We start from the raw sequence: 13,757 nt of genomic DNA on the forward strand, positions 1-13,757 counted from the left end.
GGGCTGGCTATTCGCCGAGGCTCTGCTCCTGCACGCCGCCGGGCATGGACTTGGAGCCGGAGCCGGAGGTTTTCAGGTCCACCAGCCAGACCTCGACGTGGGTGTTGGAGAAGGACTCGTCCGTGACCTTGATCATGCAGACCTTCTGGTACTTCTCGAATACCAGCACGGAGCGGTCGGACTTGAGGATGTTGACCATGCGCCAGTTGTCCTTCTCCATGTTCTTGATGAAGAAGTTGACCAAATCCAGATGCTCGATGTCGCCGTCGAAGATCTGGGAGCCGATCTTGAACTGCGGGGTCTCCATGACCACGGACTTGGAGTCGTCGTACTTGAGGTCCTTGTGGATGAGGACGTCGTCGAAGTCGTAGTAGTAGTGGACCTCTTCGTACTGCTGCCTGCTCCCGTCCGGGGAGTCGGCGCCGCCTCCGCCGCCAGCTTCCGAGCCGCCGGTGCTCTTGAGGGATTCACAGCCCATCAGGCCGAGGCACAGAACCAGACAAATCGTCCACAGGATAGTCGCACGCATGGGGTCTTTTCTCCTTGCAACACAGGGGAATCGCCCGGATTTGCGCCCCGCGCCCGCTTGGGCTATGCAGGGCGTCCGCCTCCGGGCATTCAGCACGAGGTACACCTTTCAAGATCAAACCACAAGATGTCCGCTTCCCACAACCACATGGACGAACATTCCGGCGCGGGTCCGACCCATCCCGACCTGCTGCTTTCCAGCTACGGCTTCGAGCTGCCCGAGGAGCAGATCGCCCAGCACCCGCCCCGGGAGCGCGGAGCCTCGCGGATCATGGTCCTGGACAGGCGGAGCGGCGAGACCTCGGAAGCCGCCTTCGCCGACCTGCCGGACCTGCTGCCGCCGGGCGCGCTGCTGGTGGCCAACGACTCGGCCGTGGTCCCGGCGCGGGTGGCCGGCACCCGGCCCACCGGCGGCCGGGTGGAGCTGCTGCTGCTCACCCCGCCTCCCCTGCTCCAGCCCGGGGAAACGGCCGACGGCTCCCGCACGGCCGAGGCCGAGGGACTGCTGAAGGCCTCCAAGCGCATCCCCGAGGGCGAGGTGCTGACCTTCCCAGAGGGGCTGACCGCCGAGGTGCTGCGGCGCGGCGATTTCGGCCGCCACGCCCTGCGGCTCACCTGGCGAGGGGACCTGGGGGAGGTGCTCTCCCGGGCCGGGGCCGTGCCCCTGCCACCCTACATTCGCCGCGCCCCGGAGGACATGGACCGCGAGCGCTACCAGACCGTATACGCCGACGCCGCCCGGGCTGGCAGCGTGGCGGCCCCGACGGCCGGGCTGCACTTCACCCCGGACCTGCGGGAGCGGCTGGTGGAGGCGGGCTTCGGCTGGACCTCGGTGACGCTGTACGTGGGCTACGGTACCTTCTCCCCCATCCGGGTGGAGGATCTGCGGGAGCACCACATGCACGCCGAGTGGATCGAGGTAGGGCCGGAGACGGCCGAGGCCGTGGCCAGGGCCAAAGCGGAGGGCCGCCCGGTGGTGGCCGTAGGCACAACCTCCGCGCGGGTGCTGGAGGGCATGCATCAAGCCCTGGGGCATGTCGGCGCCTTCCGGGGCGAGACGGACATTTTCATGCGGCCGGGCTACGAGTTCAAGGTGGTGGACGGCCTGCTGACCAACTTCCATTTACCTTTCTCAAGCCTTATACTACTAGTTTCTGCGTTCGCGGGGAGGCGGCGGATTCTGGAAACATACGCGCGGGCCGTGCGCTCGGGCTTCCGCTTTTTCTCCTACGGCGACGCCATGCTCATCAGATAGGCCCCGGCGGGGGCCGTTTCGTCAGGAGGACCGGATGTCCCGCATCGAGATTCAGGAAGACCGCTGCAAAGGCTGCCTGCTGTGCACCGTGGCCTGTCCCGTCGACCTGCTGCGCCAGGCCGACCGCTTCAACGCCATGGGCTACAAGGTGGTCGAGGCGGACCCCGAGCGTCTGGAGGAATGCACCGGCTGCGCCGCCTGCGCCAAGCTGTGCCCGGACTGCTGCATCACCGTCTACCGCACCGCGAAGAAGGCAAAGGAGGGCTAGGATGGCCGAGCGCATCTTCATCAAGGGCAACGAGGCCATCTCCCGGGGGGCCCTGGCCGCCGGGTGCCGCTGCTACTTCGGCTACCCCATCACCCCCCAGAACGACATTCCCGAATTCCTCTCCACCGCCATGTGCGAGGCCGGAGGGGAGTTCGTGCAGGCCGAGAGCGAGGTGGCCGCGGCCAACATGCTGCTGGGCGCCGCCGCCTGCGGCGTGCGAGCCATGACCTCCTCCTCCTCGCCCGGCGTGTCGCTGAAGCAGGAGGCCATATCCTACCTGGCCGGGTCCCAGCTGCCCGCGGTCATCGTCAACATGAACCGGGGCGGACCCGGGCTGGGCGACATCGGCCCCTCCCAGGGCGACTACTTCCAGTCGGTCAAGGGCGGCGGCCACGGCGACTACCGCACCCTGGTGCTGGCCCCGGCCACCTGCCAGGAAGCCTACGACCTGACCATCGACGCCTTCGATCTGGCTTTCAAGTACCGCAACCCGGTCATGATCCTGGGCGACGCCATCCTGGGCCAGATGAAGGAACCCATCACCCCCCGTGAGGACCGCGCCCCGGATCCGGACGAGGCCTCCGACTGGCGGCTGGACGGGGCCCAGGGCCGCGAGAAGCGGTTGCTGAAATCCCTCCACCTGGAAGAGGGCGCCCTGGCCGGGCACAACCGCGCCCTGGCCGCCAAATACGAGTCCATGGTCTCGGAAATCCGCTACGAGGAGTTCGAGACCGGGGACGCCGACCTGGTCATCTGCGCCTACGGCTCCATCGGCCGCATCGCCAAGAGCGCCGTGCGCGCCCTGCGGGCGGAGGGACACAAGGTGGGGCTGTTCCGGCCCATCACCCTCTACCCCTTCCCCACCGCCGTCCTGTCCAACCTGGCCGAGCAGGGCAAGCGGTTTTTGACCATCGAACACAACCTGGGCCAGATGGTTGAGGACGTCCGCCTGTCCGTGCTGCCCAAGTCGGACAGCGCCTTCTACGGCGTCATGCCCGGTGAACTGCCCACGCCGGACCAGTTCCTGGAGCCCATCCGCAACCATCTCGGTCAGGGAGCGTAGCCATGACAGAGAAGACCGTCTTTTCCCGGCCCGAATCGGTCATCGACCGGGCCACCCACTATTGCCCAGGCTGCCAGCACGGCGTCATACACCGCTTGGTGGGCGAGGTGCTGGACGAGATGAAGCTCACGGAGAAGACCATCCTGGCCAGCTCCATCGGCTGCTCCGTGTTCCTTTACAACTACCTGAACGTGGACGCCGTGGAGGCGCCCCACGGCCGCGCTCCCGCAGTGGCCACCGGAGTCAAGCGCGCCCGGCCGGACAACTTCGTGTTCGCCTACCAGGGCGACGGCGACCTGGCCTCCATCGGCCTGGCCGAGATCGTGCATGCGGCCAACCGGGGCGAGCGGCTGTCCATCGTCTTCGTCAACAACACGGTCTACGGCATGACTGGCGGCCAGATGGCCCCCACCACCCTGGCAGGGCAGAAGACCACCACCTGCACCGCGGGCCGCTGCCCATCCAGCCAGGGAGCGCCCCTGCGCATGGCCGAGATGCTGGCTCCCCTGGAGGGTGTGGTCTACTGCGCCCGCACCGCGGTGGATACGGTCAAGCACCTGACCCAGGCCAAAAAGGCCATCCGCAAGGCGTTCGAGGTACAGGCAAAAGGGCAGGGGTTCGGCTTTGTCGAGCTTCTGGCCACCTGCCCCACCAACTGGCGGATGACTCCAACCAAGGCCAACGAACGCATCGCCGAGGAGATGATTCCGGTCTTCCCCCTGGGCGTGTACAAGGACGAGAGCCAAACCCGGGAGGCCTGCTGATGTATCAGGACTGCATCATCGCCGGATTCGGCGGCCAGGGCGTCATGCTCATCGGCAACCTGCTGGCCTACGCCGGCATGCACGCCGGGCTCAACGTGACCTACATCCCGGTCTACGGGCCGGAAATGCGCGGCGGCACGGCCAATTGCACCGTGGTCATCGCGGACGAGGACATCGGTTCGCCCATCATCCTCTCGCCGGTGAGCTGCATCATCATGAACCGCCCCTCACTGGACAAGTTCCAGCCCCGGCTGCGGGACGGCGGGCTGGCGGTCATCAACTCCTCCCTGGTGGACATGGAGCTGGCCGACAGCCAGCGCATAAAGGCCCTGGGTGTGCCCGCCAACGAGATCGCCGATACCATCGGCAACACCCGCATGGCCAACATGGTGGCCCTGGGGGCCTACGTGGAGGCCACGGGCGTGCTGCCCCTGGACTCGGTGGTGGACTCGCTGGAGCACGTCATCTCCGCCCACTACTCCCATCTCATTCCCAAGAACGCCGAGGCGCTCAAGGCCGGGGCGGAACACGCCGCCAAGGTAGCCGCCTAGCCGGAAAGACCGCATCGCCCGCAACCGGGCGAACCGCCTTGCTTCACAGCGCCCCCTGGAACGGATGTTCCTGGGGGCGTATCCCTTTGGAATATCAGGGAAAAACGCAAGAATGGCTTGCGGGAAGGGGAGAGAGAAAATCGAAAGGACGTATCGCGGCAAGCCCTTCGCCAAGCCTGCGGGCAAAGGCCTCGGCCAACAGGCCGGAATCATTCGAGAAAGAAGGAATAAAAAGCCTTTGCCGAGGGCGAAGAGTGGATTCGCCCCTCTCCAGGGAGCGTCACGGCCCTCTCTCACTCGTCGAAAACAAGTCCTTGACCAATTGAAACCGGCAAAGCCGGGAAGCGGTCTGGCCGGACCGCCTACCCTTTGGCCTTGCCTTTCTTGCCGAAACCGTCCTTGACGATGGCGGCGATGTTCTTGCCGAGGTCGTGTACGACCTTTTCCTCCAGGGTGGCGGCCGCCTTCTCTTGCCCTTGCGAACGGAGAAAGTCCACGCTCTCCAACTGAAAGACGTAGTCCTCGATGGCCCCCACCACCCTGGCCATGCTCAGCCCGCCAAGCTGCGGCGAGACACGGGCCGTTTTCATCAAGCGATCCATTTCGTATACTCCCTGTCCAATCAAAATATGCCGTAGGTCGAATTTTTGCTTCATATCCAGATGGAATGCAAGTCAACCTGGATTAGCCATATGCACAGAGCTTGGCGTAGAGCCCTATTGAGACGACTCGAATACCAAAAAAGACTGGAATATCGCGAGGAATTATTTTCTAAAATTCGCTGGCTTGTACATATTTTAGATTGGAGGAAAAAGCGCTAATTTTGAGCCAAAATATGAAACCAGTAGTTCGGGTAATACATTCAAGCTAAGGAGGACGGGTAGCAGTGCACCGCACTTCCACTCCTGGTCTGTTTGGCTATCTATTCAAGTCAATTCAGGTGGCTTGATGCGATGCATTTCATGTCTCGAACAGTTCAAATCCAAGCACGGAATTTGAGATGTTCCGGCGGCCACCCGGGCACCCCTTCGTGACAATCCTCCACAGCGCCTAACCGATTTCAAAAAGAGGCAAATACTTATATAATTGATTAAACATGTAAAAATTACTCAAGCGAAGCATTCGGCATTTTTTATAAAAAGCCTAGACATAGGAAAAATACCCAAAAAAACAATCAAACTATGACTAAATTTTGTTATCAAATTTTTTAACATTACATTCCAAAATACGGTCTGGCATGGATTGAACATTTGCTGAATGAATCCAATTACAGTGAACCAAATAGCAAACCATACATGCTAACTCTTAGCTATCCTAACCGCACTACAAATACATGCGGAAAACAGGCCAAAAAACAGTTCGCATGCTCGCCACAACCGTGGGGCAATCGGATGTACATGATTTAATTAGGCAATCAAATTTCAACCTCATATAACCGACACTGCGTGGCATGATATGGATTAAAGATATCGCATCAGTATTCCCCTCATTTCCTGTTCCGATTTGCGGCAACTCGCGGGTTCGACGAGGCCATTGACCGGTTCACGCATTCCTTCGCATCTTCGTCATTTTTCATCATTTCGGGGTACTCTTTCTCGTTTCCTGCAGGAGGCCGTATTTCAAAGGCAGAAGTGTCTGCGCTGAAACACGCCATGCGCAAGGTGCTACATTTACGCCGATTTGGCACAAAGCCCGTTTTCCGTCCATTCTGTCTTGTTATTACACAAACAGCGCTCCTCCTTTGCCCTTGCCTCTTCACCAGCGCGGGCGCACAATGCATCCATGTTCGCCTACGCCGTCCCCCAACGACTCTGCGGCATCATCGGCCACCCCCTCGGGCACTCCCTCAGCCCCCTGCTGCACAACAAGGCCTTCGCCCTCCGTCAGCTCTCCTTCGTCTACATGGCCTGGCCGCTTGAACCAGAGAAGCTGGACGACTTCGTCACCGCCGTCCGCACACTGCCCATCACCGGCGTCAGCGTGACCATCCCCCACAAACAAGCCGTCATGGAACACCTCGACGGCATATCCAACCGCGCCCGGCGCGTCGGCGCGGTCAACACCCTGCATTGGCGCGACGACCGCCTCCTGGGCGAAAACACCGACGTCACCGGGTTCATGGACTCCATCCACCATCTGGAAACCCCGCAAACCGCCCTGGTCCTCGGCGCGGGCGGCGCGGCCAGAGCCGCCGTGGCCGGACTCCAGGAACTCGGCGTGCCCACCGTCCTCGTCTCCAACCGCACCGCCGAACGAGCCGAATCCATCAGCCGAGACCTCGGCTGCCGAACCGTCCCCTGGGACGACCGCCACACCACCGAGGCCACCCTCATCGTCAACGCCACCCCCCTGGGCATGACCGGCAAACACCTCGAGCTGTCACCCTACCCCGCCGACGCCTTCCACCCCGGCGTCACCGCCTGCGACCTCATCTACAACCCCGAACAAACCCGCTTCCTCCAGGACGCCCAAGCCGCCGGGGCCGAAACCGTCGGCGGACTTGAAATGTTCATCCGGCAAGCCGCCGAACAATTCCACCTCTGGACCACCGACCACATGGACCTCGAACACGCCCGCATCGTCGTCCGGGCCGCCCTGGAAAGCTGAGAAAAGACAGGGAAAAGCAAGAGGCCCCCGCATGTGGCCAGGAGATGGCAGTGCCCGGTTCCAATCTCCAGGTCCCCTCGAATCGCGCTCGTCCGGCCTCATGGCCGGATTTCCCGACCAAAACCCATCCGTACGATGCAGCGGCGGGGGGACTTCCCTCGCTTGCCGTGCGTGGTCATTGCGCGGGAAACACTCCGGCGAAGCTGTGGATGCGTGAACTGCTTCCCTTGCGCCATAGGATGCGGCCGTTTGGCCACTCGCGTGTAAAAGGCGGCATCGAGCCGCGATCCCCCGGCCGTATCGGCCCCGCTCCAAGGCCGAAGGGACCACGCGGTACAGGTTTGGGCCGGCAGAGCATTCGTCCTCCTATCCCGCCTTCTCCGTTCTTCCCGGTTCCATGCCGCGTTCAGGTGTGGTATTCGGGGTGCCTGAAAGGTTGAAGGATTCGCCATGCGTCGCCTCGTTTTTCTACTTCTCGTCCTGTTGCCGGTGCTGGCCGGTTGTTCGCGCATGTCCGTGGGACATATGCAGATGAACCCCTGGGTCATGGGACAGCAGCAGGAGGTTACGCTGAAGTACTGGCGGTTCGAGTATCGCATGGAGCCCAGAACCAACGGCGTGGACGGTTATCTGGTCACCGGCCGGGCCTATCCCGCGAAAGACGCGCTGCCCGGATGGGCGGACTGGATAGACGATCTGTGGCTGGGGGCCTACGTGGCCGATGCCGGCGGCGAGGTGCTGGCCCGCGACAGGCGGACCTACCTGCCCGGTCCGCTGGCCCTGGAGAAAGGGCTGCCGTTTTCCTTCGAGATGGACCCCGCTGACAGTGAACGCCCCCTGCGCATCACCTTCGGCTACCGCATGACCCTGGCCGACGGGCCGCCGGACGAAGCCGGGGCCAAGGTGGAGGACCGACGCCTGTTCTTCGGCAGCGAGACCGCTCTCTCATCCTACTGAACCCTGTTTTTCAGGAGATACCCCCATGGAAAAGACCTCCCTCGGCGCCTCGCCGCTGATTCTCCCCATGCCCGCGCTGCTGGTTGGCGCGCTGGTGGACGGCAAGCCCAACTTCATGGTGGCCGCCTGGGCCCAGGTGGCCTGCTCCAAGCCGCCCATGCTCTCGGTGGCCGTGCGCGAGGAGCGCCACACCATGCGCGGCATCCGCGAGAACGGCCAGTTTTCCCTGAACGTGCCCTCCACCGCCCTGGTGGAGGAGGCGGACGCCTGCGGCGTGGCCACCGGCGCCAAGACGGACAAGTCGGAGTTCTTCACCTCCGGCTACTCCGAGCTGGCCCCCAAGGCCCCCCTGGCCATGGAGTGCCCCATCAACGTTGCCCTGCACGTGGAGAAGTTCGTGGAGCTGGGCTCGCACACGCTGGTCATCGGCAATGTGAAGGAGACCCTGGCTTCCTCGTCAATCCTCAAGGACGGGCTGCCCGACCCGGTGCTGGCCGACCCGCTGGTCTACCTGACCGGCGTGGCCAAGAGCTACGCCCGGGTGGGCGACATCGTGGGCGGGGCCTTCAAGGTGGGCCGCAAGCGGTTGGACTAGCCTATCCGAAGCGGCCGCACCCCTGGTTCCCCCGGGAATGTTTCGGGCTTCCCCCGGCCCGCAACCAAATCGTAGGAGCATCGTCACACACGGCTGACGTCCCGTAACGACCATCCCCCCGCACGGCGGGTACAAGGGCGGGCGTACGTCAATCGGCGCGAACAAGAAGCGCCGCGCGGGATGAGCAGCCATGAAGCAGCCGAACGAACGCCGAATACTCCGGGCACCGGCCCGGAACGCGCCCAAGCGGCGGGTGCTCCCCACACACCACGGGAGCCCCGCCGCTTCGTTTTTGCACTCTCCTACAAGCGAGGTTGGCGGATGAAGGTCGATCCCCACGTCCATTCCAGGTTCTCCACCAGGCCCTCCCAGTGGATTCTGCAAAAACTCAACTGCCCGGAAAGCTTCACCGACCCCATGAAGCTCTACCGCACAGCCAAGCGGCTGGGCATGGACCTAGTCACCATCTCCGACCACAACACCATCAACGGGGCATTGGAGATCGCCCATCTGGACGACGCCTTCATCTCCGTGGAAATCACCACCTACTTCCCCGAGGACGGCTGCAAGGCGCACGTCCTGGCCCTGGACATCGACGAGGACCAGTTCCGCGACATCCAGGCCGCGCGGGAGAACATCTTCGACCTTGTACCCTGCCTGCGCGAGCGCAACATCACCCACATCTGCGCCCACCCCCTCTTCGGAGTCAACGACCGCCTCACCGAGGACCACGTGGAACGGCTGCTGCTGCTCTTCAAGAACCTCGAGGTCAACGGCGCGCGGGACAACGCCCCCAACGAGGTGCTCAAGGGGCTGGCCGCCATGCTCACCCCGGAGATCATCGACCAGCTGACGGACAAGTGGAACCTGGAGCCGGGCTATCCCGAGCCGTGGAAGAAGAACATCACCGGCGGCTCGGACGACCACTCCGCCCTGAACATCGCCCGCATCCACACCGAGGTGCCGGGCGCGGCCAGCCTGCGCGAATTCCTGGACGGCATCGAGCGGGGGAACTGCCGCCCCCTGGGCGAACCGGCCATCCCCGAGACCATGGCCCACAACCTCTACGCCATCGCCTACCAGTACTACAAAAACCGCTTCGGCCTGGAGAAATACGTCAACAAGGACATCTTCCTGCGGGTGGTGGACCGCTTTCTGGGCGCGGAGGAGACGCCCGCCCGCAAGTCCAGCCTCATCGACCGGTTCCAGGCCCACTGGTCCACCCGCCGCTACCTCAAGGGCGCGGGGTCCTCGGCCAAGGTGCAGGACATCTGCCGCCGCGAGGCCGCCCGGCTCATCCACGACGACGACAAATTGCGGGAAATCTCCAAGGGGGCCTCACTGCCCCGGGCCAAGGGCAAGCTCTGGTACCGCTTCACCGAGGGGGCCTCAAACAAGGTCCTCAGGCATTTCGCCAACACCATCCTGGGCCAGGCCTCCGGCGGCAACGTCTTCGACATCTTCCAGACCCTCGGCTCGGCCGGGGCGCTCTACACCCTGCTGGCCCCCTACTTCGTCTCCTACACCCTCTACGCCCAGGACCGCCGTTTCGCCCGGGCGGTTCAAGACCGCCTCTCCGGCAAGCCGCCGCGCCAGCGCCAGCCCAGGGTGGGCCACTTCACCGACACCTTCTACGAGGTCAACGGCGTGGCCAAGACCCTGCAACGCTCCGTGGACCTGGCCCAGCGCACCGGCAAGGACCTGACCATGATCACCTGCAACCCCTCGCCGGAATACGACACCCGGCGGCCCGGCGTGCGGAACTTCCAGCCCATCGGCGTCTACGACCTGCCCGAGTATCCGCAGCTGCAGATCTTCTACCCACCCGTGCTGGACATGCTGCGCTTCGCCGGAAACAGCGACTTCACCCACATCCACTCGGCCACGCCCGGGCCCATCGGCCTCACCGCCCTGCTCATCGCCAAACTCTTCAAGTTACCCATCTACGGCACCTACCACACCCAAATCCCCCAGTACGCCCGCAAACTCACCGGCGACTCCGGCATGGAGGACCTCACCTGGCGCTTCACCATCTGGTACTACTCCCAGATGGAGCGGGTCTACGCGCCCTCCAGGGCCACCGCGCGCGAACTGGAGGAACGCGGCCTGGCCCCGCACCGCATCCTCGTCTACCCGCGCGGCGTGGACACCGACCTCTACACCCCGGCCAAGCGCAACGGCTTCCTCAAAAAGCTGGGCGTGGAAAGCGGCGTTTCCTTCCTCTACGTGGGCCGTGTGTCCAAGGAAAAGAACCTCCACCTCCTTTCCAGCGCCTACAAGCGCCTCCTGGCCAGCGCGCCCGAGGCCAACCTGGTCATCGTGGGCGACGGCCCCTACCTGGAAGAGATGCAACGCGACCTGGCGGACACTCCAACCCGCTTCACCGGCTGCCTGGACGGCGAGGACCTGGCCGCCTGCTACGCTTCGGCCGACGCCTTTGTCTTCCCATCGACCACCGACACCTTCGGCAACGTGGTCCTGGAAGCCCAGGCCTCAGGCCTGCCCGTCATCGTCACCGACTCCGGCGGCCCCATGGAGAACATGCTCCCGGGCGAAACCGGCCTCGTCACCCGCGCCGACGACCTCGACGCTCTCGTGGCGGCCATGCACACCATGGCCACCCAAACCGAAACACGCCGAAACATGGGCCGCAACGCCCGCCACGCCATGAACGGACGCTCCTTCGAAAAAGCCTTCAACCAAACCTGGGACTTCTACAAAAAAGCCGGCTGACAGTTTCATATACCTCCTCCATCCACCTCCCGAGCGCGTGGCCGGGCGGCGATATCTCCGCCCGGCCACGCATATCTTTATGGAAGGAGAAGAGAAAGGGAGGGAAGGGAAGATTTCGCCCTGCGGGCGACCAGGGGGCGCGCAGCCCCCTGGACCCTGCGGCAAACTACCCTTGCATGTGTGTTCGCGGGATGGCGCTCGGTTGGACGCGGATAGGGGGCACTCCGGCGTACCCGCCATTGCGGGGCTATCTCAGTTGGTAAAACCTGGCCCATTCGTTTAGCTAGCCATGCGTTGGACGCGGGATTGGATTGCTATTTCTACTAAGCGTTTCGCCCTGCGGGCGACCAGGGGGCTGCGCGCCCCCTGGACCCTGCGGCAAACTACCTTTGCATGTGTGTTCGCGGGATGGCGCTCGGTTGGACGCGGATAGGGGGCACTCCGGCGTACCCGTGATTGCTGGGCTGTCTCGCCCGGTAAAACCCCGCCCTGACCGTCTGGCCTCGGATGCGTTGGACAAGGGGATGCGTCCTTCGGGCTACCAGCGCGGTAAAAGCATTTCGCCTCCGGCGGCCAAGCGTAAAGCTCGGTCTTGGGCTGTGGTGCTTGCGGCCACCATCCATCCACGCCTCGCCTGCAACCTCTAATCCCTGTTCAGCCAATACCGGTTTCACGAGAGATCCGGGATTGGCAAGTTTTCTTGTTTTTTGGTGATTGATCGAATTCACTGAACGGTGTTTACAACCTTGTGGGTGTTCCGTATGGGATGCTGATGAAGACCACGAAGAGGCGCATGCGGGATCGGGAGCGGATGAGGCGGAAAATCCTGGACGCTGCCTTGGCGTTGTTCGCCAAGGGGGGGATGAAGGCCCTGTCCATGCGCGGCATCGCCACGCGCATCGAGTACAGTCCGGGGACGATCTACAGGTATTTCGAGGACAAGTCCGCCATCGTGCGGGAGTTGTGCCTGCAGGGCTTTGAATTGTTCTATGAATCGGTGATGGCTCCGGTGGACCGGGGTGAATTCGACGGCATGGGGTGGGAGGCCAGGTGGCACCTGCAGGGCGAGGCGTATCTGCGGTTCGCCCGGCAATACCCGGACTACTACCACCTCATGTTCAACACGCCGGGAGTGCCCTGGATCGAGGACCCGGAATTGCCGCCCATGCGGGCATTCAACCGTCTGGTGGAGGATGTGGAGCGATCCATGGCCGAGGGCGGCCTGCCCCGCAGCGATGCCCGCACCACGGCCATCTCCATGTGGTCCGGCCTGCACGGCCTGGCCTCGCTGCGCATGAACGACAACCTGCGCATGGTGGAGCCGGATGAGGTGCCGGACTTGGTGCGCGGCGTCATCGACTACCTCATCGGCGTGGAGGCCTGATGCGGAGGACGAGGAACCTTGTTCCGGCCGCGCTGCTGTGCGCGGTCTGCCTGGCGCTGTTCGCGGGCGGCGACGCCCTGGCGCGCGAACAGGCGCTACCCTCGTGGGTGGAGGGTGAGACCTTCTCGCCCCGTCCGGCAATGCGCCGCACCAGCCTGACCGGCTACACCCGCGCCCGCCGCGTCATGGACCTGACCAGCGAGGAGCAGGGCAGGGTGGCCGAGGTGACTGCCGACGTGGGCGAGGCCCTGCCCGAGGGAGGCGTGTTCGCCCGGCTGGACACCACCTTCATCAAGATTTCCCTGCGCCGCAACCTCGCGGAGCAAAAACGCGTGCAATCCAACCTGGAGTACCTCCGCAAGGAGGTGGCCCGCTATTCCGATCTGGTGCGGAAGGACCTCTCCGACCAGTCAAACCTGGACAGGCTGCATTCCGAGGCCTCGCAGGCCGAATACAACCTGCAGTCCCTGCGCCAGGACGAGGCCGAGCTGCGGGAGCGGCTGGAACGCTCCGTAGTGCGGGGGCACGAGGGCTGGAAGGTGGTCATGCGCGGCGTGGAGCCGGGCACCTGGGTGCGGACCGGCGATGTTCTTGGCCGCGCCGGGGACTACTCCACCCTGCTGGTGCCCTACGCCCTGTCCCCCCGCGAGTACCAGCGCCTCATGGGCATGGATTCAGCGCCCGGGCTGTATTTTCCCGACCTGGGCGAGGACGGGCTGCGGATCCAGTCCCGCATTGAGCGCGTTTCCCCGGAATTCGACCCCGAGACCCGCAAGATCAACGTAGATCTGGCCGTTTCGGGCTTGCCGCGCATGCGCGGAGGGCTGCGGGCCGAGTTGGAGCTGGAAATGCCCGACCCATCCGGCACCATGCTGGTCCCGGCCGCCTCGGTCGTGGAGCGCTACGAGGAGCATTGGCTGCTGGGCGCGGACGGCCGGCGGGTGCAGGTTTTCCTGCTCGGCCCCGGGCCTGACCGCACCGTGCGCGTGCGGACCGAGAACGGCGGCCGCCTGACGCCGGACAGGTCGTTCCAGGTCCATCCGGAGTTCTAG

13 protein-coding genes are annotated in these 13,757 nt (G+C 63.9%); 11 read left to right on the top strand and 2 right to left on the bottom strand.

Annotated elements, in window-relative coordinates:
• Nucleotides 1-7 precede the first annotated feature (7 nt).
• Nucleotides 8-529 (bottom strand): hypothetical protein, encoded by a 522-nt coding sequence (locus N911_RS0109145; RefSeq protein ID WP_138774369.1) that lies wholly within the window; start codon nt 527-529, stop codon nt 8-10.
• Nucleotides 530-655: 126 nt separating this feature from the next.
• On the opposite strand from N911_RS0109145, the gene queA reads away from it, so the two are divergent.
• The 5 genes from queA to N911_RS0109170 are packed head-to-tail and all read left to right on the top strand — an operon-like array spanning nt 656 to nt 4,429.
• On the top strand, nt 656-1,783 hold the full coding sequence (gene queA / locus N911_RS0109150) for a tRNA preQ1(34) S-adenosylmethionine ribosyltransferase-isomerase QueA (protein ID WP_425266019.1): 1,128 nt from the start codon (nt 656-658) through the stop codon (nt 1,781-1,783).
• Nucleotides 1,784-1,817: 34 nt separating this feature from the next.
• Nucleotides 1,818-2,051, top strand: a complete 234-nt coding sequence (locus tag N911_RS0109155) for a 4Fe-4S dicluster domain-containing protein (RefSeq protein ID WP_029896430.1) — start codon at nt 1,818-1,820, stop codon at nt 2,049-2,051.
• Nucleotide 2,052: 1 nt separating this feature from the next.
• Nucleotides 2,053-3,114 carry a 3-methyl-2-oxobutanoate dehydrogenase subunit VorB gene (locus N911_RS0109160; protein WP_029896432.1) on the top strand — a complete coding sequence of 354 codons (1,062 nt, stop codon included), beginning with the start codon at nt 2,053-2,055 and terminating at the stop codon, nt 3,112-3,114.
• A gap of 2 nt (nt 3,115-3,116) precedes the next feature.
• Complete coding sequence (locus N911_RS0109165) at nt 3,117-3,878, top strand: thiamine pyrophosphate-dependent enzyme (protein ID WP_029896434.1); 762 nt, start codon at nt 3,117-3,119, stop codon at nt 3,876-3,878.
• Nucleotides 3,878-4,429 (top strand): 2-oxoacid:acceptor oxidoreductase family protein, encoded by a 552-nt coding sequence (locus N911_RS0109170; protein ID WP_425266020.1) that lies wholly within the window; start codon nt 3,878-3,880, stop codon nt 4,427-4,429. Before N911_RS0109165 ends, N911_RS0109170 begins: the two co-directional genes overlap by 1 nt.
• A gap of 362 nt (nt 4,430-4,791) precedes the next feature.
• Here the strand turns inward: N911_RS0109170 and N911_RS0109175 are convergent, their stop codons facing one another.
• Complete coding sequence (locus N911_RS0109175) at nt 4,792-5,019, bottom strand: hypothetical protein (protein ID WP_138774370.1); 228 nt, start codon at nt 5,017-5,019, stop codon at nt 4,792-4,794.
• Between the two features lie 1,192 nt (nt 5,020-6,211).
• Here N911_RS0109175 and aroE point away from each other — a divergent pair.
• The 6 genes from aroE (at nt 6,212) to N911_RS0109205 (ending at nt 13,757) form a co-directional block, all read left to right on the top strand.
• Nucleotides 6,212-7,036, top strand: a complete 825-nt coding sequence (aroE, locus tag N911_RS0109180; protein ID WP_029896437.1) for a shikimate dehydrogenase — start codon at nt 6,212-6,214, stop codon at nt 7,034-7,036.
• A gap of 450 nt (nt 7,037-7,486) precedes the next feature.
• Complete coding sequence (locus tag N911_RS16810) at nt 7,487-7,993, top strand: hypothetical protein (RefSeq protein WP_035104629.1); 507 nt, start codon at nt 7,487-7,489, stop codon at nt 7,991-7,993.
• Between the two features lie 25 nt (nt 7,994-8,018).
• On the top strand, nt 8,019-8,588 hold the full coding sequence (locus tag N911_RS0109190) for a flavin reductase family protein (RefSeq protein ID WP_029896441.1): 570 nt from the start codon (nt 8,019-8,021) through the stop codon (nt 8,586-8,588).
• A 321-nt stretch (nt 8,589-8,909) separates the two neighbouring features.
• On the top strand, nt 8,910-11,321 hold the full coding sequence (locus N911_RS0109195; protein ID WP_029896443.1) for a glycosyltransferase: 2,412 nt from the start codon (nt 8,910-8,912) through the stop codon (nt 11,319-11,321).
• A gap of 772 nt (nt 11,322-12,093) precedes the next feature.
• The gene (locus N911_RS16815) at nt 12,094-12,705 is read left to right on the top strand and encodes a TetR/AcrR family transcriptional regulator (protein WP_051694133.1); all 612 of its coding nucleotides are present in this window, start codon (nt 12,094-12,096) and stop codon (nt 12,703-12,705) included.
• Complete coding sequence (locus N911_RS0109205) at nt 12,705-13,757, top strand: efflux RND transporter periplasmic adaptor subunit (protein WP_051694134.1); 1,053 nt, start codon at nt 12,705-12,707, stop codon at nt 13,755-13,757. Before N911_RS16815 ends, N911_RS0109205 begins: the two co-directional genes overlap by 1 nt.

It is taken from the genome of Desulfohalovibrio reitneri, assembly GCF_000711295.1.
Lineage (GTDB): Bacteria > Desulfobacterota > Desulfovibrionia > Desulfovibrionales > Desulfovibrionaceae > Desulfohalovibrio > Desulfohalovibrio reitneri.